General features: G+C 63.1%; 28 protein-coding genes. 10 read left to right on the top strand and 18 right to left on the bottom strand.

Annotation, left to right across the window (positions count from 1 at the left end; all coding sequences use genetic code 11):
* Positions 1-23: 23 nt before the first annotated feature.
* The 4 genes from J3E64_RS11405 to J3E64_RS11420 form a co-directional block, all read right to left on the bottom strand.
* Positions 24-767, bottom strand: a complete 744-nt coding sequence (locus J3E64_RS11405) for a peptidylprolyl isomerase (protein ID WP_253342883.1) — start codon at positions 765-767, stop codon at positions 24-26.
* A gap of 100 nt (positions 768-867) precedes the next feature.
* Positions 868-1,380 (bottom strand): pantetheine-phosphate adenylyltransferase, encoded by a 513-nt coding sequence (gene coaD, locus J3E64_RS11410; RefSeq protein ID WP_253342885.1) that lies wholly within the window; start codon positions 1,378-1,380, stop codon positions 868-870.
* A gap of 3 nt (positions 1,381-1,383) precedes the next feature.
* The gene (locus tag J3E64_RS11415; protein ID WP_253342887.1) at positions 1,384-2,298 is read right to left on the bottom strand and encodes a polyprenyl synthetase family protein; all 915 of its coding nucleotides are present in this window, start codon (positions 2,296-2,298) and stop codon (positions 1,384-1,386) included.
* A gap of 6 nt (positions 2,299-2,304) precedes the next feature.
* Positions 2,305-2,559 carry an exodeoxyribonuclease VII small subunit gene (locus J3E64_RS11420; protein WP_253342889.1) on the bottom strand — a complete coding sequence of 85 codons (255 nt, stop codon included), beginning with the start codon at positions 2,557-2,559 and terminating at the stop codon, positions 2,305-2,307.
* 166 nt (positions 2,560-2,725) lie between these two features.
* On the opposite strand from J3E64_RS11420, the gene J3E64_RS11425 reads away from it, so the two are divergent.
* From J3E64_RS11425 to purT, 3 genes are all read left to right on the top strand, one after another.
* Complete coding sequence (locus tag J3E64_RS11425) at positions 2,726-3,109, top strand: hypothetical protein (RefSeq protein WP_253342892.1); 384 nt, start codon at positions 2,726-2,728, stop codon at positions 3,107-3,109.
* Positions 3,110-3,247: 138 nt separating this feature from the next.
* Positions 3,248-5,425 carry a phosphoribosylformylglycinamidine synthase subunit PurL gene (purL, locus tag J3E64_RS11430; protein WP_253342894.1) on the top strand — a complete coding sequence of 726 codons (2,178 nt, stop codon included), beginning with the start codon at positions 3,248-3,250 and terminating at the stop codon, positions 5,423-5,425.
* A 1-nt stretch (position 5,426) separates the two neighbouring features.
* Positions 5,427-6,596: a formate-dependent phosphoribosylglycinamide formyltransferase gene (gene purT, locus J3E64_RS11435; RefSeq protein WP_253342896.1), complete on the top strand. Its 1,170-nt coding sequence runs from the start codon at positions 5,427-5,429 to the stop codon at positions 6,594-6,596.
* Here the strand turns inward: purT and J3E64_RS11440 are convergent.
* Positions 6,584-7,366, bottom strand: coding sequence for a methyltransferase domain-containing protein (locus J3E64_RS11440; protein WP_253342899.1), 783 nt, complete (start codon positions 7,364-7,366; stop codon positions 6,584-6,586). The two genes, purT and J3E64_RS11440, sit on opposite strands and share 13 nt — an antisense overlap.
* Positions 7,367-7,425: 59 nt before the next feature.
* Here J3E64_RS11440 and J3E64_RS11445 point away from each other — a divergent pair, with 59 nt between their 5' ends.
* The 3 genes from J3E64_RS11445 (at position 7,426) to bfr (ending at position 9,505) form a co-directional block, all read left to right on the top strand.
* Positions 7,426-8,643: a DUF418 domain-containing protein gene (locus J3E64_RS11445; RefSeq protein ID WP_253342901.1), complete on the top strand. Its 1,218-nt coding sequence runs from the start codon at positions 7,426-7,428 to the stop codon at positions 8,641-8,643.
* A 64-nt stretch (positions 8,644-8,707) separates the two neighbouring features.
* Positions 8,708-8,878 (top strand): bacterioferritin-associated ferredoxin, encoded by a 171-nt coding sequence (locus J3E64_RS11450; protein WP_253342903.1) that lies wholly within the window; start codon positions 8,708-8,710, stop codon positions 8,876-8,878.
* Between the two features lie 147 nt (positions 8,879-9,025).
* The gene (bfr, locus tag J3E64_RS11455) at positions 9,026-9,505 is read left to right on the top strand and encodes a bacterioferritin (RefSeq protein ID WP_253342905.1); all 480 of its coding nucleotides are present in this window, start codon (positions 9,026-9,028) and stop codon (positions 9,503-9,505) included.
* A gap of 46 nt (positions 9,506-9,551) precedes the next feature.
* Here the strand turns inward: bfr and J3E64_RS11460 are convergent, their stop codons facing one another.
* Entirely contained in the window at positions 9,552-9,959 is a 408-nt protein-coding gene (locus J3E64_RS11460) for a (deoxy)nucleoside triphosphate pyrophosphohydrolase (RefSeq protein WP_253342907.1), read from the bottom strand.
* Positions 9,960-10,041: 82 nt separating this feature from the next.
* On the opposite strand from J3E64_RS11460, the gene J3E64_RS11465 reads away from it, so the two are divergent.
* Together J3E64_RS11465 and J3E64_RS11470 are read left to right on the top strand one after the other, a co-directional pair.
* A complete protein-coding gene (locus J3E64_RS11465; RefSeq protein ID WP_253342909.1) occupies positions 10,042-10,227 on the top strand; it encodes a Flp family type IVb pilin in 186 nt (61 codons plus the stop codon).
* A 138-nt stretch (positions 10,228-10,365) separates the two neighbouring features.
* Positions 10,366-10,527, top strand: a complete 162-nt coding sequence (locus tag J3E64_RS11470) for a Flp family type IVb pilin (RefSeq protein ID WP_253342911.1) — start codon at positions 10,366-10,368, stop codon at positions 10,525-10,527.
* A gap of 64 nt (positions 10,528-10,591) precedes the next feature.
* Here J3E64_RS11470 and J3E64_RS11475 read toward each other — a convergent pair whose 3' ends face one another.
* The 5 genes from J3E64_RS11475 to J3E64_RS11495 all read right to left on the bottom strand — a co-directional run bounded on the left by J3E64_RS11475 (position 10,592) and on the right by J3E64_RS11495 (position 16,063).
* The gene (locus J3E64_RS11475; protein ID WP_253342913.1) at positions 10,592-12,064 is read right to left on the bottom strand and encodes a M48 family metalloprotease; all 1,473 of its coding nucleotides are present in this window, start codon (positions 12,062-12,064) and stop codon (positions 10,592-10,594) included.
* Between the two features lie 81 nt (positions 12,065-12,145).
* Positions 12,146-13,090 (bottom strand): acetyl-CoA carboxylase carboxyltransferase subunit alpha, encoded by a 945-nt coding sequence (locus J3E64_RS11480; RefSeq protein WP_253342915.1) that lies wholly within the window; start codon positions 13,088-13,090, stop codon positions 12,146-12,148.
* Between the two features lie 11 nt (positions 13,091-13,101).
* Complete coding sequence (locus J3E64_RS11485; RefSeq protein WP_253342917.1) at positions 13,102-14,031, bottom strand: tyrosine recombinase; 930 nt, start codon at positions 14,029-14,031, stop codon at positions 13,102-13,104.
* Positions 14,031-15,869 (bottom strand): hypothetical protein, encoded by a 1,839-nt coding sequence (locus J3E64_RS11490; RefSeq protein WP_253342919.1) that lies wholly within the window; start codon positions 15,867-15,869, stop codon positions 14,031-14,033. Before J3E64_RS11490 ends, J3E64_RS11485 begins: the two co-directional genes overlap by 1 nt.
* 5 nt (positions 15,870-15,874) lie before the next feature.
* On the bottom strand, positions 15,875-16,063 hold the full coding sequence (locus J3E64_RS11495; protein WP_253342922.1) for a hypothetical protein: 189 nt from the start codon (positions 16,061-16,063) through the stop codon (positions 15,875-15,877).
* Between the two features lie 94 nt (positions 16,064-16,157).
* Here J3E64_RS11495 and J3E64_RS11500 point away from each other — a divergent pair, with 94 nt between their 5' ends.
* Positions 16,158-16,706, top strand: coding sequence for a shikimate kinase (locus J3E64_RS11500; RefSeq protein WP_253343025.1), 549 nt, complete (start codon positions 16,158-16,160; stop codon positions 16,704-16,706).
* Positions 16,697-17,803 (top strand): 3-dehydroquinate synthase, encoded by a 1,107-nt coding sequence (gene aroB / locus J3E64_RS11505; protein WP_253342924.1) that lies wholly within the window; start codon positions 16,697-16,699, stop codon positions 17,801-17,803. The genes J3E64_RS11500 and aroB overlap by 10 nt, the downstream gene beginning before the upstream one ends.
* Before the next feature lie 93 nt (positions 17,804-17,896).
* Here aroB and rpmE read toward each other — a convergent pair whose 3' ends face one another.
* The 7 genes from rpmE to J3E64_RS11540 form a co-directional block, all read right to left on the bottom strand.
* Positions 17,897-18,121, bottom strand: coding sequence for a 50S ribosomal protein L31 (rpmE, locus tag J3E64_RS11510; RefSeq protein ID WP_253342926.1), 225 nt, complete (start codon positions 18,119-18,121; stop codon positions 17,897-17,899).
* A gap of 109 nt (positions 18,122-18,230) precedes the next feature.
* Positions 18,231-18,710 carry a 3-hydroxyacyl-ACP dehydratase FabZ gene (fabZ, locus tag J3E64_RS11515; RefSeq protein ID WP_253343027.1) on the bottom strand — a complete coding sequence of 160 codons (480 nt, stop codon included), beginning with the start codon at positions 18,708-18,710 and terminating at the stop codon, positions 18,231-18,233.
* A gap of 7 nt (positions 18,711-18,717) precedes the next feature.
* On the bottom strand, positions 18,718-19,362 hold the full coding sequence (locus J3E64_RS11520) for an OmpH family outer membrane protein (RefSeq protein WP_253342928.1): 645 nt from the start codon (positions 19,360-19,362) through the stop codon (positions 18,718-18,720).
* A complete protein-coding gene (gene bamA, locus J3E64_RS11525) occupies positions 19,362-22,076 on the bottom strand; it encodes an outer membrane protein assembly factor BamA (protein ID WP_253342929.1) in 2,715 nt (904 codons plus the stop codon). Before bamA ends, J3E64_RS11520 begins: the two co-directional genes overlap by 1 nt.
* An 89-nt stretch (positions 22,077-22,165) precedes the next feature.
* Positions 22,166-23,299, bottom strand: coding sequence for an RIP metalloprotease RseP (gene rseP / locus J3E64_RS11530; RefSeq protein WP_253342931.1), 1,134 nt, complete (start codon positions 23,297-23,299; stop codon positions 22,166-22,168).
* On the bottom strand, positions 23,296-24,453 hold the full coding sequence (locus tag J3E64_RS11535) for a 1-deoxy-D-xylulose-5-phosphate reductoisomerase (protein WP_253342933.1): 1,158 nt from the start codon (positions 24,451-24,453) through the stop codon (positions 23,296-23,298). The genes rseP and J3E64_RS11535 overlap by 4 nt, the downstream gene beginning before the upstream one ends.
* On the bottom strand, positions 24,453-25,229 hold the full coding sequence (locus tag J3E64_RS11540; RefSeq protein ID WP_253342935.1) for a phosphatidate cytidylyltransferase: 777 nt from the start codon (positions 25,227-25,229) through the stop codon (positions 24,453-24,455). Before J3E64_RS11540 ends, J3E64_RS11535 begins: the two co-directional genes overlap by 1 nt.

Consider the following 25,229-nt stretch of genomic DNA (forward strand, 5'->3'; position numbering starts at 1 on the left):
ATCGGGTGCGCAGGCGCGCGACCTTATTCCCCGGTGGGGCTGAGCGGCCCGGACGGCAGGATCGCGGGGGCGGCCGGCGCGGTGGAAGGCAGCGGCGCGGTCACCGGCGGCTTGCCGTCGCTTTCCACCGATGCCTGGAGGATCACCGTCGGATTGGCCGGCGGCTCACCCTGGGCGATGGCATCGACATATTGCATCCCCTCGATCACGCGACCGAAGACGGTGTATTTCTTGTCGAGCTGCATCCGCGGCAGGAAAAGGATGAAAAACTGGCTGTTCGCGCTATCGTCGCTCTGGGCGCGCGCCATCGACACGGTCCCGCGCAGATGCGGCATCGGATTGAATTCGGCCGGCAGGTCGGGAAGGCTCGATCCGCCCGTCCCGTCTCCCTTGGGGTCGCCGCCCTGCGCCATGAAGCCGGGAATGACGCGGTGAAACTTCAGCCCGTTGTAGAAACCCTGGCGCGTCAGCGTCTTGATCCGCTCCACATGATTGGGTGCTATGTCGGGCCGGAGCTGGATACGCACGCGCCCCCCGCTGGACAGGTCGAGGTCCCAGATATTCTCGGGATCGGCCGGAACCGTGGCCGGCGGCAGCTTGAGCGCGGGATCGGTGCCCAGCGACTTGACATTTTCCTGCGCGCGCGCGGCCGCCTCCGCCTTCTTGAGTTCCTCGGCTTTGCCGCCCCCGCCCTGGGCGAAGGCCACACCGGACACCGACAGGGCGAAGCCGATCGCAACGGTCTTGAACGCGCAGTTAAGACGCATGAATGACGCTTTCCTCAAAATGAACATCTGCACCGGGTGTTTGCAGCCCTGATAACGCCCTGTTCGCGATTGGCAACTGAACGCAGGCTGAGCCGACCCTTCAGCCTTGTCCCTTGCGGCCGACCGCAGCCACCCGTGCCTCCACCTCGGCACGGATCGCGGGGCTGACGAATTTGCGAATAGGCCCGCCATATAGCGCGATTTCCTTGACCAGACGCGATGCGATGGGTTGCAGCGACACGTCCGCCATCAGGAAAACCGTCTCGACGCGGCTGTTGATCTGCTGGTTCATGCCCGCCATCTGATATTCATATTCGAAGTCGGCAACCGCCCGAAGTCCACGGATGATGACATTGGCCCCCTGCGATTCGGCAAAGTCCATCAGCAGAGAGTTGAAACCGGTGACGACGATGTCGGCATCGATGTCCGTGCATTCGCGCCGAACCATGTCCAGCCGCTCCTCGTCGGAGAACATAGGAGACTTGGCGATGTTCGTGGTCACGCCGATGACCAGCTTGTCGACCAGCTTGGCCCCGCGCCGGATGATATCCATGTGCCCCAGCGTGATCGGATCGAAAGTACCGGGGTAAACACCCACGCGCGGCTTGGTCATGGCTTAGCGGTCCCTTTCCACGATATAGTCTGCAATGGCGCGCAACAGATCGGCTTCCTCGCCATGGCCGTGCAGGTGCGTTTTGGCCTGATCCACCAGCATGTGCGCCTGCTCCCGCGCGCGATCGACGCCCAGAAGGGAGATGAAGGTTTCCTTCCCCGCGGCCGCATCCTTGCCCAATGCCTTGCCAGCCAGATCGGGATTGCCCTCGACGTCGAGCAGGTCGTCGGCAATCTGGAAGGCAAGGCCGATGTCGCGCGCATAACCGTGCAACCGCGTCCGCGCATCGACAGGAATGCGCGCCATGATGGCCGCTGCATCAACGCAGAAGGCGATCAGGGCGCCGGTTTTCATGTGCTGGAGGCGCGTAACGGTGGGCAGGTCGAACCGGGTCCTTTCCGCTTCCAGGTCCATCATCTGTCCACCCGCCATGCCGGCCGGTCCGCTGGCATATGCCAGCGCCTTCACCAGTTCGATGCGCACGAAAGGGTCGGGGTGGGTTTCCTCATCCGCCAGAACCTGAAAGGCCAGATCGTGCAGGCAGTCCCCCGCCAGAACAGCCGTCGCCTCGTCAAACGCCTTGTGCACCGTCGGCTTGCCGCGACGCATGTCGTCATTGTCCATCGCCGGCAGATCGTCGTGGATCAGCGAATAGACGTGGATGCATTCCACGGCCAGACCGACGCGGAGCGCCGAGTCGCGGGATATGTGAAACAGGTCGCTCGCGGCCTGCACCAGCAGCGGACGCAACCGCTTTCCGCCGCCGATCGCGGCGTGACGCATCGCCTGGTAGAGCCTGTCGCGTCCATCTTCGGGAACCGCGAGCAGCCGGTCGAACGCGGCATCTATGTCGGCTGCGACGCCGGCAGCCCGTTGCAGCACCAATCGGGTGGCGGAAGCCTCCCCTCCCTCGCCCATCGCGCGTCAGCCCGCGTCGAAAGGCTGGGTGCCGGTGACGGCCCCGCCTGCGTCGACCGTCAGTTTCGCGATCCGCGCTTCGGCCGCCTGCAACCGTTCCGCGCAGCGCTTGCGCAGTTCCTCGCCCTGCGCATACAGCGAAATGGACTGGTCCAGCGGCACATCGCCGCTTTCCAGACGGCGCACAATCTGTTCGAGCGCACGGAGCGCATCCTCGAAGGAGAGGTTTGCGGGATCGATTTGCGGACTGTCCTCGGCCATGATCCTGCATTGGCCGCCGCCACGCCCCCGGTCAAGAGCAGAGCCGTTCGACAAGCTGCCTGCGGACGGTCATCATGACGTCATACCGCCAATTCAACGGCCATGGCGGAAAGATGGCGTTTTTGCGTTGACGCATCATGTTGCACATGCACATAAAAGGATCGCTATGAAATATTATCTCCCCATGATCGCCGCCGCGACCCTCGGCCTGCTCTCAGCCTGTAACAAGAGTGACGAGCCTGAAGTTGTGGGCGGCCCCGCCGATCCCATGGCTGCGGAACTTGCTAACGCCGCGCCGGTCGAGCTGCCGCCTTCGGTCAAGGCGACCAAGCAATATCGCTGCAAGGACAACAGCCTGATCTTCGTCGACTTCATGAGCGACGACAAGACGGCCAACCTGCGCACCGACAAGAACGGCTCGCCGACCAAATTGTCGGCGCCCGAGGCCGGCCAGCCCTTTACCGCCGAGGGCGGCTATGATGTCAGCGGATCGGGCGATGATGTGACGATCACCGTTCCCGGCAAGGGCGCACAGGCCTGCCACGTCTGAGCCTGCGATCAATTTTCTGGAATAACCGGGCCGGCTTCCCTCGGGGGACCGGCCCTTTTCTTTGTCATCCGGCCATGAATTTTCGCGGGCGCAGCCTTTCCATTGTGATTCCATCGCGCCCTCGCTAAAGGCGCGCTCATGTCGAGCACCGCCACCCAGATCACCCCGGACGTCGTCGCTGAACATGGCCTCAGTCCTGAAGAATATGCGCGCGTCCTGAATGCGCTCGGGCGGGAACCCAACCTGACTGAACTGGGCATATTTTCGGTGATGTGGTCGGAGCATTGTTCCTACAAATCCTCGCGAATCCATCTGAAGAAGCTGCCGACGCAAGGACCGCAAGTCATCTGCGGTCCGGGAGAAAATGCCGGCGTCGTTGACATCGGCGACGGGCAGGCGGCGATCTTCAAGATGGAAAGCCACAACCACCCCAGCTATATCGAACCCTATCAGGGCGCGGCGACGGGTGTCGGCGGCATCCTGCGCGACGTGTTCACCATGGGCGCACGGCCGGTCGCGAACATGAACGCGCTACGTTTCGGGCGGCCCGACCATCCGAAGATGCGCCACCTCATCAGCGGGGTGGTGCGCGGCATCGGCGGCTATGGCAATTGCGTCGGCGTGCCGACCGTGGGCGGCGAAGTGAATTTCCATCCCGCCTATGACGGCAACATCCTGGTCAATGCCATGACCGTGGGCGTCGCCGACACCGACAAGATTTTCTATTCGGCCGCCAGCGGAGTCGGCAACCCCATCGTCTATGTGGGATCGAAGACCGGCCGCGACGGCATCCATGGCGCGACCATGGCCAGCGCCGATTTCGGCGACGACGCCGACGCCAAGCGCCCGACGGTGCAGGTGGGCGACCCCTTCACCGAAAAGCTGCTGATCGAAGCGTGCCTCGAACTGATGGCGTCGGACGCCATCGTCGCCATTCAGGACATGGGCGCGGCGGGCCTCACCTCCTCCAGCGTCGAAATGGCGTCGAAGGGCGGCGTCGGCATCCAGCTCAACATGGACGATGTGCCCCAGCGCGAAACCGGCATGACCGCCTATGAAATGATGCTCTCCGAAAGCCAGGAGCGCATGTTGATGGTTCTGAAGCCTGGCCGCGAAGCCTTCGCCGAGGCGATTTTCCGCAAATGGGAACTGGACTTTGCGGTCATCGGCCATGTGACCGACACCGGCCGCATGGTGCTGATCCACAAGGGCGAGACGGTGTGCGATATCCCGCTCGCGCCGCTGGCCGACGACGCGCCGCTTTATGACCGCCCGGCCATGCCGAGGGACGAGTATAAGGCCTGGTCAGGCGTGAAACCGCTGGGCGACCTGCCCGAGAGCACCGACATCGGCGCCGACCTCGTCGCGCTGATGGGCTGCCCCGACATCGCCTCGCGCCGCTGGATCTGGGAGCAATATGACCACATGGTCGGCGCCGACACGGTGCAGCGCCCCGGCGGCGACGCAGCGGTGGTGCGCGTCCATGGGTCGCAAAAGGGCATTGCGATCAGCACCGATTGCACCCCGCGCTATTGCTATACCGATCCCTATGAGGGCGGCAAGCAGGCAATCGCGGAATGCTATCGCAACATCTCGGCGGTGGGCGCGACGCCGCTGGCGGTCACCAATTGCCTGAACTTCGCCAATCCGCAGCGCCCCGAAATCATGGCACAGTTCACCGGCTGCCTGGAAGGCATGGGCGACGCCTGCCGCGCGCTCGACTTCCCGATCGTGTCGGGCAATGTGAGCCTCTACAATGAATCGAAGGCGACCGGCGGCGGCTCGGCCATTTTGCCTACGCCTGCGATCGGCGGCATCGGCCTGCTTAAGAATGTCGACGTGATGGCAACTATCGCCTTCAAGAATGCGGGCGACGCAATCTGGGTCATCGGCGGGGAAGGAACGCATCTGGGCCAGTCGATCTGGTTGCGCGAAATTGCGGGCCGTGAAGCGGGCGAGGCACCCAAGGTCGATCTGGCCGCCGAGCGCGCCAACGCAGAAGCCGTGCGCGCGCTGATCGCAGAAGGCAAGGTCAATGCGGTGCACGACGTTTCTGACGGCGGCCTGATCGTTGCCGTGACCGAAATGGCGCTGGCCGGGAAGATCGGCGCGGAGCTGGCCATTGCGCTCACCACCGCGAGCGCATTTGGCGAGGATCAGGGCCGCTACATCGTCACTGCGGCGGCAGGCGTCGAGATTCCGGGCGCAGTCCGCATCGGCACGACCGGCGGGGACAAGGTCGCCGGCGTCGCGCTGGCCGACCTGCGCAGCGCGCATGAAGGCTTTTTCCCCGCGCTGATGGACGCCGAGCTCTAAGATGGCCTTCACGGCGAAGATCCTCCTCCTCGGTTCGGGCGAACTGGGCCGGGAGTTCGTGATCTCCGCCAAGCGGCTGGGCGCGCAGGTCATTGCATGCGACAGCTATGCGGGTGCACCCGCCATGCAGGTGGCAGACGGGTGCGAAGTCTTCCCGATGCTCGACGCCGACCTGCTGGCGCAGGCGATCGAGAAGCATCGGCCCGACTTTGTCGTGCCCGAAATCGAGGCGATCCGCACCGAAGTCCTGGCCGATTTCGAGGCGCGCGGCGTCACCATCGTCCCTTCCGCCCGCGCCACCATCATGACGATGAACCGCGACCGCATCCGCGAAGTCGCCGCCGTGGAACTCGGTTTGCGCACCTCCCGCTATCGCTATGCCGAAACGCTGGACGAAGTGCTGGCAGGCGCGGCGCATACAGGCCTGCCCTGCGTCATCAAGCCGGTCATGTCCTCATCCGGCAAGGGACAGACCACCGTCCGGTCCGCCGATGAACTGGATACCGCGTGGAATTATGCGGTCGCGAACATGCGCGGCGACCGGCAGCGGGTCATCGTCGAGGAATTCATCGACTTCGACTATGAGATTACCCTGCTGACCGTCCGCGCCCGCGACGGCGTGCATTTCTGCCCGCCGATCGGCCACCGGCAGGAACGCGGCGACTATCAGGAAAGCTGGCAACCCACGCCCATGTCGAACGCCGCGCTCGCCGCCGCGCAGGACATGGCGCGCAAGGTCGTCGACAATCTGGGCGGTTACGGCATTTTCGGGGTCGAATATTTCGTGAAGGGCGAAGACGTGATCTTCTCCGAGCTGTCACCCCGGCCGCACGACACCGGCATGGTGACGCTGATGTCCCAGAATCTCAGCGAATTCGACCTGCACGCCCGCGCCATAATGGGCCTGCCGCTACCCGAAATCCTGCTGCGCGGTCCTTCCGCCTCGGCCGTGATATTGGCGGACCGCGAATCGGTGGAATTCAGTTACGATGGCGTGGCCGACGCGTTGGCGACGCCCGGCGGGCAAGTCGACGTCCGCCTTTTCGGCAAGCCGGCGACGCGTCCCTGGCGCCGCATGGGCGTGGCACTGGCGCAAGCCGACACTGCCGATCAGGCGCGTGTCCTGGCCAGGCAAGCCGCCGACAAGGTGCGGATCCTTTACGGGAAGTGAGTTGACGGCGCCCGCGTCACGCGGCCGAACAGCAACTGATAGCCATCCTCCCCGCCCGCATCGTCAAAGGCAGCCATCACACGGCGCAAGTCCCCCGGCGGCAACGGCTTGCGGCCCTCGCTCGGTACCACCGCGCCGATGCCCTTCAGATGCGCGACCAGCCCGCGCGCGCCGCCGCAAGCGAGCGGATAATCCTCGTCGAAGGCGAAAGCATCGTCATAGCGCGCCAGCATAGTGCGCAGCTTGTCCAGGCCGGGATAGTCCGGCACTCCGACGCCAAGGCCGCAGGCCGCATGGGCGGCACGCCAGCGCGCAAAGCTCCCCTGCCCCATGGTGGAAAAAATCAGGCTGCCGCCCGGGCGCAGCAATCCGGCAAGACGGGCGATCGCGCTATGGAGATCGTCGAACCACTGGAAGGCCAGGCTGGAAAGGATGAGGTCGAACCATTCCCCGTCGAAACCCGGCGCCTCACCATCCATAGTCAGGAAAGTGCCCGCGACCAGCCCCCCGGAAGACGCCCTGGCGAGCATCGCGGGCGACAGGTCGGTCACCATCAGATCGGCTCCGGGCCAACGCGCCTGAATGTCGCGGGTAAGGATGCCCGTTCCGCACCCGATTTCCAGAATATGGCCTACATGGTCGGGCCGTTGCCTGTAGGCCAGGTCGGCGACCAGCCGGGCGGCAAATCGCTGTGGCCCGGCATGATCTTCATACCGCTCGACCGCTGCGCCGAACGCATCGCTTATCCGTTGCTTGCGACGCTCAATCATGGCTAGGCCCCTTGGCAGAGCCTCGCACGTCTGACCAGTCCCTTGAAGAAAGTCGCCGCATGACCACCGCATATCGCAACCCCGCCATGGACGTGCTGCGTGGCTGCGCCGTGATGGGCATATTGTGGATGAATATCACCGCCTTCGCCCTGCCGCAGAACGCCTATTTCAATCCGGCGGTCAGCGGATCGCTTTCGGCCGGGGACATATTGTTCTGGGCTATCGGCCTATTGTTGTTCGACGGGAAGATGCGCGGCCTGTTCGCCCTGCTGTTCGGGGCCTCCATGCTGCTCCTGATCGACCGGGAGGAGATGGCGGGGCGCGACGGGCGCAGGGCACAGATCGTCCGCGCAGGATGGCTGTTCGTCATCGGCTGCGCGCATTATTTCCTGCTCTGGTGGGGCGATATACTGCGCGTCTATGCGGTGGCCGGGCTGATCGCATTATTGTTTGTCCAGCTTGACCCCCTCGATCTGGTCAAGCGCGCCTTTCTTTGCTTCCTGCTGCAATTCCTGATTCTCGCCGCTTTCGTCGCCAGTCTCTATCTGTGGGGGCATGACACGGGCGGCACCGCACATGACGGGTTCGCCCGCTTCATGGCCGCGCTGTCCAGTCCCGACGCGGCGACCAATCAGCGCGAAATCGCACTGTATCGCGGCGGCTTCGGTGGCATCCTTGGGGAGAAGCTTCTCGCGATACCCGGCGATTGGCTTTGGGGTTTTCTGTTCAACGCGTTTGAGACGCTGGGCTTCATGCTGCTGGGCATGGCGATGCTCAAATCGGGCTTTCTGTCCGGGGGTTGGGACAGGGAAGAATATCGACGCACGGCAAGGCACGGCTTCGCCATCGGCCTCATCGCCATGACGACCATGGCTTCATGGGTGGTGTTGAGCGGTTTCGCTCCCCTGACGACCTATGGTGTCGCGCTGGCATGGTCGCTGCCGTTCCGCATTCCGCTGACCGTAGCCTGGGCCTCGCTGATCCTGTGGCTTTTTCTCCGCTACCGGGAGCATCCCCTTGTCGCTCGATTGGCTGCTACGGGCAGACTGACGCTCAGCAATTATCTCGGCACCAGCCTGATCATGACGACGATCTTCTACGGCTGGGGTCTCGGCAATTTCGGCCATGTCCGTCCCGCGCTGCTTCCCATGTTCGTGCTGCCGGCATGGAGTATCATGCTGCTCTGGTCACCCTGGTGGACGGCACGGTTCGGCCAGGGGCCGGCGGAGCGCCTTTGGCGGGCGCTGGCCCGCATCGGCAGACCGACCGCACCGTAAGTGATTTTACTATTGCGACCCATTAGCAGTCGCGCTATCTCCTGCTCATCAGGAGAGCCGCTCGATGGTCGTTTGCGTGTGTAATGCGATTCGTGAGAAAGATCTGAAGGAAGCCGTGCGTGATGGCGCGGATACGCCGTGCAGCGCCTATGCCCGTTTTGGGCGTCGCCCGAAATGCGGCCAATGCGTACCCTTCGCCCGCAGCATCATCGCCGCCGAGCGCGCATCCGTCTGAACAATATCGCTGCGTGCCCGCGTTCCAAAACGCGAAGCCGACGCATTAGCGTTGCAGAAAACCGCTGAAATCATGGGCTTTGCGGCTTAACAGCGGCCAGCAGAGCGCCTATGCTCCCGGTGTTTCACCATAGCCGGAGAATGCGCCATGAAAGGCGACCCGAAGGTCATCGAATTTCTGAACGACGTGCTCAAGAATGAGCTGACGGCGATCAACCAATATTTCCTGCACTACCGCATGCTGGGCCATTGGGGCGTGAAGAAGCTGGCCAAATTCGAATATGAAGAGTCTATCGACGAGATGAAGCATGCCGACAAGCTGGCGGAGCGCATTCTGTTTCTCGACGGGCTGCCCAATTTCCAATTGCTGGGCCGTCTGAAGATCGGCGAGACCGTCGAGGAGATTTTGAAGGCGGACCTGGAACTGGAATATGAAGCCCTGCCGGCGCTCAAGGACGCGATCGCCTATTGCGAATCGATCCGCGACTATGTGAGCCGGGATCTGTTCCAGAACATCCTCGAAAGCGAGGAGGAGCATATCGACACGCTGGAAACCCAGTTCGAGATGATCGAACGTATGGGCATCCATAATTATATCCAGCTTCAGAGCGAACCGGCGGAAGACTGAGGGTAAGCGGGGAGGCATTCCGGCCTCCTCCCTCCACCAGGCAAAATTACAGCAACGCTTCAAGCAGGCCGATCAGCGGCAAGTCCGCAGGCGGCATCTGCATCCCGTACATCTGCGCCGGTCGCACCCATGTGAGGGCCGTTGCATGGCGCGCCTGCGCCACCCCCTGCCATTTGCGGCAGACATAGAGCAGCAGCAGCAAATGCCGGTCGCCGATCGGTTCGCTGGCGAAACAGGCGGGCGCAAGGCAGCTTGCATGGGTAGCGATGCCAAGTTCCTCTTCCAATTCGCGCACCAGCGCCGCTTCGGGCGTTTCGCCCGGTTCCACTTTGCCTCCGGGAAATTCCCACAGCCCGGCCATGGATGTGCCCGGGGGCCTTTGCTGCAACAGGATGCGGCCGTCCGGATCGATCAAAGCGGCGGCAACGACAAGCAGGGCAGAATTAGCAGTCATATCGTTCCTGATGAAAGGGCTTTGTTAACCCTCGCTGCTTTACATCTCCCATGGGGACTGTCTGTAGCGAAATGGGGGCTGTATGCGCCGGATCATTCACATCCTTGTCCGATCTGCGCTGGTGCGCAGTCAGCGCGGTGCGACGGCCGTAGAATATGCACTCATTCTTGCCATGGTCGTTTTGGCGATGATTACCGCCCTGACCAACGTCGCAAACAAGACCACGGGGATGTGGGGTAACGTATCGAATGAAGTATTGGCTCGTTAACCATCAATATCTGACAATACCTCCTTCCCCATTAAACTTTTCTCAACCGACTTTCTCTAATGCCGTCCTTGCTGACCACCAAAATTCATGCGGGGCGGCCGGGTAGTTGATCATAGTTTTATCTCAAGGAGACGTCACATGCAGTTCGTCCGTAAGATGCTGAAGAATGAAAAGGGTGCAACCGCGATCGAATACGGCCTGATCGCCGCTCTGATCGCCGTCGCCGCCATCGGCGCCATGACCAGCCTGGGCTCGAAGCTCGGCAGCACCTTCAACAACGTTTCGGGCAACCTGAAGTAAGCCCGGCACTTTGTCGAAATCGGAAGGCGGCGGGCTTCATGTCCGCCGCCTTTTTCGTGTCTGCCTACCAGGTGACGATCTTCACTCGTTGCCCGGGCCGCAGCACGCTGTTGGCCGTAAGGGCATTGATCGTCAGAAATCGATCCAGCGCATAGTCCTGATAGGCCATGCGTTTGCTCAGCGATTGCACCGTATCACCCGCCTTTACGGTGACGACGGATACGCGGCGCGGCTTGATCGCGCCAGCGTCCGCCGCGGACAAGCGCTGGAGAGACTGAACCATAGAGGCAAAGGGGCCTATGCCGCGTCCCGCCGGGGTCAGAAGAAGAAAATGATAGGCTTTCCCGCCACCAAGGTCGTAGGCGAACACCGTTGCGTCAACCTGGGATGACTGGGCGGTCGCACGCACTGTCCGCCATGCTGCCGGGATGCCGTTTACGACGAGGCGACTGACCTCTCCCGGGGGAACGGCTCCGTTCCCGCCGAGCGTCGCGAAAACCTGCGCGACATAAGCGTTGAGGTCGCCGCCATAGGGCGCAGATCCAAATTGCGCCTGCCCGCCCGAACCGGTGATGGAAACGGCGTTCGTCCCGTTTTCCATGCCAAATCCGTCGGGCGCCACGAAGCTGATCCGCAGGTCGGGGTGGCGGAAGCGACTGCCTTCGATCACGCCCTGCTTCGGATCGTCACCATAAAGAACGCCGTCGAGTGCGTTCAGGAAAGCATCGCGGTTGCGAACCGTGCTGGTTGAGCTGGTATTGCGGGCATTGCGTTCGGCCCGCGTGACGCGTGCTGCCGGGTTGGGATGCGTGCTCGCCCATTCGGGCATAGACCGAGCGCCGCCCGCTACCCGGCTGTCCAGACTGCTTTGTGCGGCAAGCGACGCCAGCATGTCCGACAAGGCGCGCGGATCGTATCCGCCCGACGCAAGATAGCGGATGCCAAGATCGTCCGCCTCATATTCCTGGCTTCGCGAAAATTTGAGCGTCAGCAACTGGCTGCCGGTCCCGATTCCCTTCTGGATCAGGCTGCCGAATCCGGAATCTCCCAACAGGGCACCGCTCAGCACCTGTAACAGGGCTCCGCCTATGGCATTTCGCTGCGCCGCCTGTTGCCGCCGCTGACCATGGCGGGCCGCGACATGGCCTACCTCATGACCCAGCACTCCCGCCAGCTCGGCTTCGTCGTTCATCAAGGCCATGAGCTGCCGGGTCACATAGACATATCCTCCCGGTATCGCGAACGCGTTGTTGACCGGAGAGTTGAGCAAGGTGACCGTAAAGTCGCCCTGCGCATTCGATAGCCCGGACTGGACGGCGATGCGGCGACCGACCGTTTCTACATAGGCGGCCTGACCTCCAGAATAGGCGCCGCCAAATTCCTTCAGCAATTCCGGATGCTGTTTCGCTCCGCTCGTCTTGTCCGCGGCGCTGATGGAGGAGACGGTCCGAATCGCCCGTTGTTGTCCGATGACCCCGGGCGCGACGAGCGCCAGCAAGCTGGCCATCGTCAGGCCCATATTATGTTTCCAGTCCATCCCTATCCCTTACCGTTGCAGACAAGCAACAAACAGGCAGGGGCATCGTTCCGCGTCGGGCGGAGCCGCTACCGCTACCTGTCAGGCACCGATAGCCAGAAACTTGTCAGCCCGGTCGATCCGCAGCGCATCGCGGTCCATGCTCGCCAGCGCTTCCAGTTCCGCTTCGATGGCAGCGCCCAGATTGGCGATCGCCTGTACGGGGTCCCGATGGGCGCCGCCGACCGGCTCGGCGACGATTTGGTCGATCACGCCCAGGGCCTTCAAATGCTGCGCAGTGACCTGCATCGCCGTGGCGGCATCGCTGGCCTTGTCCGCGGTTCGCCAGAGAATGGAGGCGCACCCTTCGGGCGAAATCACCGAATAGACCGCATGTTCGAACATCAATACGCGGTTCGCCGCAGCCAGTGCAATCGCTCCGCCCGAACCGCCCTCACCGACTACTGCGGCTACCATGGGCACCCCCAGCTTCAGGCAGGCTTCGGTCGAGCGCGCAATCGCCTCTGCCTGGCCGCGCTCTTCCGCCTGCACGCCGGGGAAGGCACCCGATGTGTCGACCAGCGTCACGACCGGCAGATTGAACCTGTCGGCAAGTTCCATCAGGCGAATCGCCTTGCGATACCCTTCCGGTTTCGCCATGCCGAAATTGTGCCGGACCCGGCTGGCGGTGTCGTCGCCCTTTTCGTGGCCGATAACCATGAGCCGCCGCTCGCCCAGCGTCGCAAATCCGCCCAATATCGCCTGATCGTCCGCGAACGCGCGGTCGCCTGCCAGCGGCATGAAATTGTCGAACATGCCCGCGACATAATCCTTGAAATGCGGGCGGTCGGCATGGCGTGCAACCTGTGTCTTTTGCCAGGGCGTCAATTTCGCATAGGTATCCAGCAACATCTTGGCCGCGCGCTGCTCCAGCGTCGCGATCTCGCCGTCGATATCGATCTCGCTCGCATCGGCGGTGGAACGCAGTTCAACGATCCGCGATTCCAGTTCCGCGATGGGCTTTTCAAATTCCAGAAAGCTAACCATGGCGCATGGCGTTAGGGCGCCTGTGCGTCGCCGTCAACGCGGCGATGCGGCCTGACCGTCGTCATCGCGGCCAACGGGTGCCGCCGGTTAACCAGTTCCACCAGGCGGCGGCTATCGACATGCGTATAGATTTGCGTGGTGGCGATGTCGGCATGACCCAGCATCGATTGCAGGGCGCGAAGATCCGCCCCCCCTTCCAGCAAATGGGTCGCGAACGCGTGCCGCAGCACATGCGGACTGACCCGTTCTGGCGGAATACCCGCCGCCGCGGCGAGCGCTTTCACCATCTGGTAAAGGCGAATACGACTTAGATGCGACTTCCCGGACGGAAAAAGCCAGGGACTGTCGACGGGAACATAAGGAAGCCAGGTCGCGACCGCCGCGCGCGCCCGGTCCGAAATCGGAACGAGCCGTTCCCGTGCCCCCTTGCCGCGCAAAATGAGAAATGGCCGATCCGTCGCCAGCGCGCGACGCGGCAAGGATATGAGTTCAGTCGCGCGCAGGCCCGACCCGTAGAGAAGTTCGATCAGCGCGGACAGGCGTATATCCAGCGGTGCCGGGTGCTCCACGGCCATCCGTTCGGCAATCACGGCAAAGAAGGAATCGACTTCCCCGGTGGAGAGTATCTTGGGCAGAGGCCTTCTCGTAACCGGACGCGGCAAGGCGGAAGACGGATTGTCGCCGCGCATGCCCTCTTCCTCCAGAAAGGAATAGAAGGCGCGCAGCGCCGATACCTTGCGCGCCACCGAGGACGCAGCCAAAGCCTCCCAGGCCGCAGCAAGACCGCCCAGTTGCGCCTTGCACGCCGATGCGAGCGAGCCAACGGTCGCGCGGACACCCTCCAGATCGCGGCGATAGGCCAGCAATGTGTTGCGTGACGCCCCTCGTTCGGCCGCCATCATCTCCAGGAAGCGGTCGATCAAGGCACGATCATCATCCATCAGCCCGTCCGTGTGATCGCCTCGGCCGCGATCATGCGGGCTTCGGGATCAAGGCCCACGCGATGCAGGGCGGCGACGATATGATAGAGGTGCGCGGGTGGCAGGCGATCCCAGTCGCGCGTTTGCATCCCTACGGCAGCGAGCAGCGCCACCGTCGCCTTCTCGCCCCGCTGCGCGGCGGCGTTGATCGTGCGCGCCCAGCGGCTGTTGGCGGCAAGACTGAAACCCTGATCCTGCGCGAGCGAAGCCGCCTGATCGGCGGACAGCCGCGCCAGTCCGGCCAGGGCGGCAATGACCATGCGTCCCTTTTCAGCGCCGGCATCGTCGATGAAGCTCGACACGCGACCGGGGGTGATCTCCACCACGGGGCTGGGCGCACCAACGGCCAGCAACGCCCAGAAACGGCTTTGGCCGTCTCCGCTCAAGCGGCCGATTGCCCGCCCCCAGCGCGCCGCATTGCGATCATAGCCGGCTGTCAGCATCGCCGCGACAAGGTTCGCGGCATCCTGGGCGTCCGCCTGCGCAACCGGCAGCGCGGCAGCGGCACGCGCGGTCGCGATCAGTCCGAGATAGTCGGGCTCGGCCGTATCACCCCACCAGCGATGCATGGCGGCAATACGATCCCCCACGGTCGCGCCGGCATAAGCCGTCCGCAACGCATCGATCCGGTCAGTAGCATCCGAAGGGGCGTCCCCTTCCGTACCCAATTCTCCGTAGAATCCGACAAGAGCCGCATTCGAGAACACACCCAGTCGCGCGGCAACCTGCACACCGGGCAGGCGACGCGCCGCTGTCAGCGCGGGCGCGCGGGCTTCCCATGCCCGCACATGCTGTCCGGCCGTCGCATACAACGCTTCGGGAATTTCGACATTGAGGGCCGTCGCCAGACCAAAGCGCCACGCGGTCAGTCGGTCGACGCCCTCCCAGTCGACAGTGACCGAACGGCGCGCGTTGAAACCGGCGCCCACCACCTTTTCCGCGAGTCGATAGTCGGCCCCGCGGACGACACCGCGCCTTTGCGCCTGATTAAGCGCTCCGCTGGCGGTTCCCTGATCCCCCGACAGGGCCGGGCAGATGGCGCGCGTCATGTCCCAGCCCGGTTCCTTGCTGGTTCGCAACGCACCATCGGACAAGGGGCACAGTCCCGCCGGATCCGCGGTCGCGAGATAGGTCTGCATCGCGATGGCGTAGAGACGCGGGCTATACTGATCGGGATCGACGCTCTGCACGATCAGGCGTGCGCTGTCCGCCTCGCCCATGCGCAGCAACAGCCATGCACGCTCCGCCGCCCAGTCAGCGCCGTTGATATCGCCCGGCGTATCGGTCGCGGTCAGCAGCGCACGGCGAAGCAGGATGGATGCCCAGCGCGACACGATGGGCGCGTGCGTCAGCTTCATCAAAGTCGCGAGATATTTGCCCGATTGCTGTCCGAAAGCGTCCGGTTCAAACCCGCGCGTCTCGGGCGTCAACGGGCCGATGCGGTCGAGCGACCGGCGCGCGCCATCGGGCAAGTCATATTTGGCCCGCTGCGCGGCCAGTTCCGCAGGCGTCAGTTCCTCCTCTGCCGTCGCATCCCGATCCGGCTCGTCCCCCGCGTCACCCGGTTGCGTCAGCGCCAGGTTCGGCGGCGTGCTCGGATTGAGCGCAGCGGGCGCTTGCCCGGCGGGACGGGCCGGCTGCGGGACGGTTGGCGACGATGCGGGTGCGGGCGCCTCGGGCGGATCCCCGAAGCCGGGTGGCAAAAGGGATTCAGGCGCCTGTTGTGCGATTACCGGCAGGGTCAACGCCAGCGCGAAGCTGCCCACCGCCCATTTCGCATTGCCCCCCAAACGCCGCATGCGGATTACTTGCCCAACTTGTCGGCGGGAATGACTTTCTCAACCGGCTGCTGCGGCCTTTCGCCGCCACGCGACCAAAGAAACGCCAGGAGCGCGACAAGGAGGATCAGAAGAGCGATGGGGATTATCGGCAGTCCCCGGCCGCGACGCCGCGCGCTGCCTTCGAAACTGCTGTAGCTGCGGTTCTTTTTCATATGTCCTTACTGCGGATGACCCGAAAGACGGCCTGAAAGAGCCGGAAAGATGCGATTTGCGTCCGTGACGGGGGGCTGTATAGCCCCGCAAGCCATGCAGCGAAACAGCAAAATCCCGGTGAGCCCGGCCAGGCGCGGCCCCATCGTCCTTGTGGGGATGATGGGTGTCGGAAAATCCACGGTGGGGCGCCGGCTTGCGGCCCGTCTGGGCCTTCATTTCGTCGATGCCGACGAGGAGATCGAAAAGGCCGCCGGCATGAGCGTGACCGAAATATTCGAACGCTATGGCGAGCCCTATTTCCGCGACGGGGAGCGGCGTGTCATCGCCCGCTTGCTCGACGGCGCACCGAAAGTCATCGCGACCGGCGGTGGCGCGTTCATGCAGGATGACACGCGCGCGCTGATCCTCGATCAGGCGACCGCCATATGGCTGGACGCCGACATCGACATATTGGTCGATCGCGTATCCCGCCGCGAAGGCCGTCCCTTGCTCAAGAATCGCGATCCGCGCGCCGTGCTCACCGAACTGGCGGCGCTGCGCAACCCGGTCTACGCGCTCGCCCCTATTCACGTCAAAAGCATAGCCGCGCCGCACGAAACGGCGGTCGAGCGGATCATGGAGCAACTGACCCAATGGCAATAGTCAACGTCGCCCTGGGGGAGCGCAGTTACGACATACTGATCGAATCGGGGTCGCTGGATCGCTCCGGCGCCCTGCTTGCCAAATATGCGCGGAAGGGCCGACTGGTCGTGGTCACGGATGACAACGTGGCCGCCGCGCAACTGCCACGGCTGGACGCCGGCCTGAGAGCGGCCGAGACAAGGATTGCGCCGATCCTCCTGCCGGCCGGCGAACAGACCAAGAGCTGGCACCATCTCGAACAATTGCTCGATGCACTGCTGGCGCTGGAGATCGAGCGTGGCGATCACGTGATTGCGCTTGGCGGCGGCGTGATCGGCGATCTGGTCGGCTTTGCCGCTTCGATCCTCAAGCGCGGCTGCCATTTCGTGCAGGTGCCGACCACCCTGCTGGCACAGGTCGACTCCTCGGTCGGCGGAAAGACCGCGATCAATGCGAAAGCCGGCAAGAATTTGATCGGCAGTTTTCATCAGCCCGCCTTCGTGCTGATAGACCCGACAACGCTGGACAGCCTGCCGGACCGTGAAACGCGCGCCGGCTATGCCGAGGTCGTGAAATACGGGCTGATCGACGACGCGGAGTTCTTCGCCTGGTGCGAACGGCATGGCGGCGACCTTCTGGCGGGCGACCCCGAAGCGCGTACCCGGGCAATCGAACGGAGCGTGCGGGCCAAGGCGGCGATCGTCGCCGACGACGAGCGGGAAACATCGGGGCGCCGCGCGCTGCTCAACCTTGGCCATACGTTCGGCCATGCACTGGAAGCCGACACCGGATTTTCGGACATGCTGCTGCATGGGGAAGGCGTCGCGGCGGGCATGGCGCTTGCCTTCCGCTATTCGGCGCGGCTCGGCCTGTGTTCCGCCGGCGATGCCGAGCGCGTCACCGCGCACCTCAAATCGGTAGGGTTACCCCACGACCTTTCCAGCGCGCACGTCACCGCCGACGGACCGACGCTGGTTGGCCATATGCTCCACGACAAGAAAATGGCGGCCGGCACCCTTCCCTTTCTTCTTGCGCGAGGGATTGGCCAGACCTTCCTGTCCAAGGACGTTGCATTGTCCGATGTGGCGGCATTTCTGGACGAGGAACGCGCAGCCTGAGCGCCTCCCGCGGCTGGCCGGAAATCGGAACCCGCGCCCGAAATAAAAAGGGCGCCTTTACAGGCGCCCCCTTCATCCGGTCCGAAAGGCCGATTATTTCTTCAGCGTCAGGCCGCCAAAGCGCTTGTTGAAACGCGCAACCTGACCGCCCTGCTCCAACTGACGCTGTCCGCCGGTCCAGGCCGGATGCGACTTGGGATCGATGTCGAGCGCCATCGTATCGCCTTCCTTGCCCCAGGTCGAACGGGTCTGGAAGGTGGTGCCGTCGGTCATCTGGACGGTGATGAAATGATAATCGGGATGGGTATCGGCCTTCATGGCGACTATGCTCCTTATATGGCCGGTTTCCGAACGGCCGGATGCGAAAATATACGAAGGCGCGCCGTTAGCGGTTTCGGCGCGCCAGTGCAAGTCCGTTGGTGCCGGCTCAATCCTTGGGCGGATCGGCAATCATGGCAACGAAATTGGCTTCCGCTGCCAATTTGTCGCCCAGCATCGCCTTGCCCGAAAATTTGCAGACAGCGCCCCGGAACTGGGTCGCTTCAACAAACAGGTCGAGCAGACAGCCCGGCTCGACGGGCGAGCGGAATTTCGCGCCGTCGATACTCATGAAATAAACGAGCTTTCCGCTGTCGGCGAGATCCATCGAATCGACCGCGAGAACGCCTGCAGCCTGCGCCATCGCCTCCACGATCAAGACTCCCGGCATGATCGGCCGCGACGGAAAATGCCCCTGGAAAAAAGGCTCGTTCATGGTGACAGCCTTGACCGCATGGATCGACTGCCCAGGCACCAGCGACACAACCCGATCAACAAGAAGCATCGGGTAGCGATGCGGGAGCGCGGCCATGATCCGACGGACATCCATCGGACCACGGGCGCTATCCTTTTCCAACTCTCCGTTCATTCTTGTTTCAGCGCGACTTCGGTGCCTGCGTTGCGGCAGCCGGAGCCGCCGCACCCTGGCCCTGACCGGGTTGCCAGCCGGCCGGCGGCGTAATGCTGACGCTCGGCACGAGCGCGTTCAGTTCGGTAATGACACTCGGCGTGATGTCGGCGCCGGCGGCGAAGCTTTCGGTCGCGCCCTTCTTGAAGACGATCTCGGCCTTGGTCTTGGCGGTCGCGGATTTCAGCGCATCGTCCAGCTTGTCGACGATCTGCTGTTCGACATAAGCGCGGGCCAGAGCCACCGGCTGGGTCAGACGCTGCAATTCAGCCTGACCATTTTGCTGGGCCTGCTGAAGCTGCTGGAACTGGGTCTCGATCGCAGGCGTCGACTTGTTGCCGGCCGCCTTGTAGGCCGCCTGAAGCGCGTCATTCTTTGCCTTGAGATCGGCCTCGATCGCTGTGCGGCGGGTCCCGATCTGATCGATCTGCGGCTTGTAGGTGGTCTGCATCTGCGTCATCGCGGTGGTGTAGGCCGTGCTTTTGGCGACGGCTTCTTCCAGATCGACCACGGCCAGACCCGACTTGGTTTGGGCGGCGGCCGGCGCGGCGGTCAGTGCGATGGCGGTCAGCGGCGCAAGAGCGAACGCTGCGGCATTAACAAAGATCTTCATCAGAATTGGGTTCCTACATTGAAGGTGATGAGTTTTGCGTCGTCCCCTGGTTCTTTCAGCAGCGCCTTGGCGATATCGATGCGGAACGGGCCGAAGGGCGAGTTCCAGTTGACACCGAAGCCGACCGAGACGCGCGGCTTGAGCGTGTCGCCGAGATAGACTTCCTCAAAGCCGCCGCCCGAATAGGTCACGTCGGTATAGGTCGTCGGCGTCGATACGGAGGTGCTGTTGCAACTGCCCAGAGTCTTCGCGCGCTCTGTAGTAGAGGATGTCGGCGTCTTGACTGGCGTACCCCCGGTGCCCGGCGCGATCGTGCCGGTAACCACCGAACAATAGCCAGCGAACTTTCCGTCCCCGTTGATCAATCCCGGACTCTTCAATCCCGCGACAGCGCCGATGTCGGCGAAGATGGATGGCCGCAGCCCCATTTCCCGCGCGCCCGATCCCAGCGGAATTTCCAGTTCGGCGCGGCCCATATAATAGATACGGCCGCCCAGCGCGTCGTCGGAGACATTGTTGTTGCTGCTGTTGCGAATGTAGCTGCCCGCGTTATCCGGATCCTCGACCAGATAATAGCGCTTCACGCGCGGGCCGACGCCGCGGATGTCGAAGCCCCTGATCTGCGGTTCGCCCAGGAAGAAGCGGTCGGTCAGCCGGACCTTGTCCACTTCCGCGCCGGAGGCGTCGATCCGCTTTCCTTCAAGGCTGTGGATATAACCGCCTTCGCCCGACAGGGAGAAGATGAAGCCACTGCCCAGCGGCCAGTATTTGGATGCGGACAGGCGCGTCTTCACATATTTGACGTCGCCGCCCAGGCCGGCAAAATCCTGGCTGAGCACGACATTATGACCGCGCGTCGCACGAATGCGGTTGTCGCGCGTGTCGTAGATCAGCGAATAACCGACGGACGAAGTCGTGCGTTTGCCGATCGCGTCGCACAGATATCGTCCGGCGATAAGCGGATCGCATTCGATAGTCCCGTCGCCGTTCGTGTCGGAATAATAGGTGTCCTTGTCCAGCGTCACGTCGTCGAAATTGAGGCTGTAGCGCAGGGCGAGGGACATATATTCCGTCAGCGGCACACCGGCCCGGATCTGGAAGCCTGTCGTGCTCTGTTCATAGGTGGTATCGCGCGTATTGCTGGTCAGATACCGGAAACTGTTGAGATCGCGGCGATAAATGTCGCCGCCCAGCGCAATATTCTTGTCCATGAAATAGGGTTCGGTGAAACCTACTTCCACAGACTTCGAATAGGCCGAATAATTGACCGAAGTCCGCAGTTCCTGCCCCTTGCCGCGGAAGTTACGCTGCGTGATGGATGCCGCGACGATGAAGCGCTCCAGTGAGGAAAAACCAGCCGAAAGCGACAGTTCGCCGGTCGACTTTTCCTGAACGTTGGTTTCCAGCACGATGCGATCCGGCGCGGACCCGGGCTTCTGCTCCACATCCAGCTTCTCCTGGAAGAAGCCTAGCGAATTGATGCGATCCTTCGACCGCTTGACCTGGAAACTGTTGAAGGCGTCGCCCTCTGCCAGACGGAATTCGCGCCTGATGACCTTGTCCTGCGTCAGCGTGTTGCCGTTGATGTCGACCCTTTCGACGTAGACGCGCGGTGCGTTGGCGATGCGGAAATTAATCCCCATCGTCAAATCTTCCTTGTTGCGGTTGAAGTCCGGCTGGACGTCGGCGAAGGCGTAGCCGAACAGGCCGGCCGTCTCACTCAGCGTGTCGACCGTATCCTCGACCTGCTTGGCATTGTACCAGTCGCCCTTCTTCATCGGCAGGCGCTTGGTCAGGCTTTCGCCCGAAAGGTCGCGAATATCCGATTCGACCTTCACGTCGCCGAACTTGTACCGGTCGCCTTCCTCGACGACATAGGTGATGATGAAATCCTGCTTGTCGGGCGTCAGTTCCGCCACGGCCGAAATCACACGGAAGTCGGCATAGCCTTCGGTCAGATAATATTGGCGCAGCTTCTGCTGGTCGTAGGCCAGGCGGTCGGGATCGTAGCTGGTGCCTGAGGAGAAGATGCGGAACCAGCGGGCCTGCTTGGTCACCATCTGGCTGCGCAGATCGCCGTCGCTGAACTTTTCATTGCCGATGATGTTGATCTGGCGGACCTTGGACTTGGGCCCTTCGGAAATTTCGAACACGATGTCGACGCGGTTCTGGTCGAGCTGCACCATCTTGGGCTCGACGGTCGCGGCGAAACGGCCCTGACGCCGGTAGAGTTCGATGATGCGCGCCACATCGGCGCGCACCTTCGAGCGGGTGTAGATCTGGCGCGGCGACAGCTTGATTTCCGGACGGATCTTTTCGTCCTTCAGGCGCTTGTTACCTTCCAGCACAATCCGGTTGATGACCGGATTTTCCTTGACTTCGATGGTCAGCACACCGCTGTCGTTGCGGATCTGGACATCTGCAAACAATTCGGTTTCGTACAGGTCGCGCAGGGCCTGATCGAGGCTTTCCTGCGTGAAGGCCTGCCCCACGCGCAACTTCGTGTAGGAAAGGATCGTCCCCTGTTCCAGCCGCTGGGTGCCGGTAACGTCGATACGGCTGATCGTACCCTGCGGTGCGACGGGAGACGCAGCCTCCGGCGACGCGGACACGGCAGCATCCTGTGCCACGGCGGGGATCGCCGAAAGGCCTGCGATCATCGTCGTTGCCAACAGGGCCGCGACAACCGGACGCTGCCTCTTGCTGCTCATCATCGCTGTCACCCGCTCCACCTCAAAAAAAGTCGCAATATGTTTCCGCCGTAACAGACGGCGTCAGGCAGCGCTTCCCTGCCCCATGCGCGTCAACCGATCAAGCCGGACAGGCTTTGCCACAGCCCGAAAGACGACAAATCGTTGAAAGTCACCAGCAGCATCATCGCCATCAGCAGCGCAAGACCGGACCGATAGGCCCATTCCTGCGCCTGAGCGCTCACCGGTCGCCGCTGCACCGCCTCGATTCCGTAAAAGAGCAGATGCCCGCCATCCAGCATCGGAATTGGCAACAGGTTGATGAACCCCAAGTTAATCGAGATGAGCGCGATGAAGAAGATGAAGCTCTCCGGCCCCAGCGTAGCGGCCTGTCCCGACACCTGCGCGATTTTCAGCGGCCCGCCCAGTTCCTTGACCGATCGCATCCCGCCCAGCACCTGTCCGAGTGTTTCGACCATAGTGCGGACGATCTGCCCCGTGCGTTCGAGCGCGACGACCGGCGCGCGCAGCAGTCCGACCGGTTCCACGACGGGCTTTCCCGCACCGATACCCAGCCGACCGACGCGGAATTTCTGCCCGAACCCGTCATCTTCCATGACCGAGCCGATCCGGGCTTCGATCTGCATCGTCCGCCCCGCCCGCTCTATGACGACCTCGATCGGTTCGTCGGGACGGATGCGGGTATACATGACCATGTCGGTATAGGTGGCCATGGGACGCCCGTTGAAGGACAGGATGCGATCCCCCACATGGATGCCTGCCTGCTCGGCTGCACTGCCCGGCTGGACGATGCCGGCCACGGCAGGGGTACGGCTTTCGCCGTAGGCGAAGGCGAATGCGGCGAGGATCAGCATGGCAAACATGAAATTGATCGCAGGCCCGGCAGCCACGATCGCCGCGCGTTGCCACAGGGGTTTGGCCGGGAAACTTTCAGCCCGATCCTGCGCGGACATTTCCAGCCAGGCAGGGTCTGTCATGCTGGCTGCATTCATGTCGCCCTTGAAACGGACATAGCCGCCCAGCGGAAATGCCGCCACGCGCCAGCGCGTGCCCCGGCGATCGACCCAGGCGAAAAGTTCCGGGCCGAACCCCAGGGAAAAGGCCTCGGCCTTCACGCCACACCAGCGACCGACCAGATAATGGCCAAGCTCATGCACGAAAACGAGCGGTCCGATGACCGCCACGAAGGCGACGAGGGTCAGCAGGAAACCAGGATTCTGGATCAAACCGTCATTCTTTCCATCACGTCGCCCGCCACGGCGCGCGCCTCGGCGTCCACCGCGAGTACATCGTCGATGCTCAGCGGCGTGGGCGCGCTATAGCGGTTCAACACATCCTCCACAATCATGGCGATATCAAGGAAGCCGATGCCGCAATTCAGGAACGCCGCAACGGCTACCTCGTTCGCGGCGTTCAGAACGGCCGGCGCCGCGCCGCCCGCCGACGCCGCGGCGCGCGCCAGTCGAATGGCGGGAAAGCGCTGTTCATCGGGCGCTTCGAAATCGAGCCTGCCAATTCTTGCGAGATCCAGCTTCTGGCACGGCGTAGCGATACGGTCCGGCCAGGCAAGTGCATGCGCGATCGGTATGCGCATGTCGGGAGAGCCCAGTTGCGCCAAAGTCGAACAATCCCGATATTCGACCATCGAATGGATTACGGACTGCGGGTGAACGAGGATCTCGATGCGATCAAGCCCCACGGGGAACAGGTGCGCCGCCTCGATCAGTTCCAGTCCCTTGTTCATCATCGTGGCGCTGTCGACACTGATCTTCGCTCCCATCGACCAGTTGGGATGGGCGACCGCCTGTGCGGGCGTCATTTCCGCCATTTCCGCCTGGCTGCGGGTGCGAAATGGTCCGCCGCTGGCGGTCAGGATGATGCGCGCCACCTCATCCAGCGCGCTGCCCGCCAGACATTGAAAGATCGCATTATGCTCGCTGTCCACCGGCAACAGCGTCGCGCCGGATGCCGTCGCCGTCCGCATCATCAGATCCCCGGCGGATACCAGAGATTCTTTGTTTGCGAGCGCTACGGTGCCGCCGGCTTCCAGCGCGGCCATGGTAGGACGCAGCCCCGCGCAGCCGACGATCGACGCCATCGTCCAGTCGGCGCCCGCGCGCGCGGCCTCCACCAGGGCGTCCTCGCCGGCGGCCGCAGAGATACCGGAACCGGCCAGTGCATCCCGGAGTGCCGGATAGGAAGCGGGATCGGCCACCACCGCCATTTGTGCGCCGCATGCCAACGCCGCCGCTGCCAATCCCTGCGCATCGCGGTTGGCCGTCAGCGCGACAACCTCGTACCGGCCCTGTTCCCGCCCGATAAGGTCAAGCGTGGAAACCCCGACCGATCCGGTCGCACCGAAGATCGACACCCGGCGCATCAGGGCACCACCAGCAGCATGTACAGCGCGGCGGCGAGCGGCGCTGCCGCAACGACGCCATCCAGCCGGTCCATCACCCCGCCATGGCCGGGAAGCAGCGTCCCGCTATCCTTCACGCCGGCCCGCCGCTTCATCCAGCTTTCCAGCAAATCCCCCAGTTGCGCGGTGACGGCAAGCAGTCCGCTGGCGGCGGCCAACTGGATCGGCAGGCCGGCAAACCGGTGCAGCAGGAAGCCCAGGATCAAGGCAGCGAGCACACCACCTCCCAATCCCGCCCATGTCTTCGACGGGCTGACGCGCGGCGCCAATTTTGGCCCGCCGATGGCGCGACCGGCGAAATAGGCGCCAATGTCGGTCGCCCACACCAGCGCCAACGTCCAGAAGGCCAGCAACAGGCCGAACAGATTGGGTTCCTGCCCGCGCAGAAAAAGCAACGCCATGATGGGGATGCACACATAGGGTATGCCGAGCGCCAGGCGGAAGGACCGGGTCACCATGGCCACGAAGAAGAAGGCGCCCATCATGAGTCCGAAGCCGAGCCAGGAGAGCCCCGCAGCCAGCGGACAGAGGATCGCCAGAGGAAAGGATACCGCGTACATGGACAGGCGGCGATGGTCACGACCGGCCTTGACCAGGCCCGCCCATTCTCCTTGCATCAGGACGCCCGCGATCACCAGCAAAAGCCAGAAGAGAAGCCCACCGGACAATAGCGTTCCCAGCGCTACGCCGATCAACGCGACGCCAACAATGGTCCTGGTCCGCAATTCGCTGCTCAT

The organism is Sphingobium sp. OAS761 (genome assembly GCF_024168485.1).
Taxonomy (GTDB): Bacteria; Pseudomonadota; Alphaproteobacteria; order Sphingomonadales; family Sphingomonadaceae; genus Sphingobium.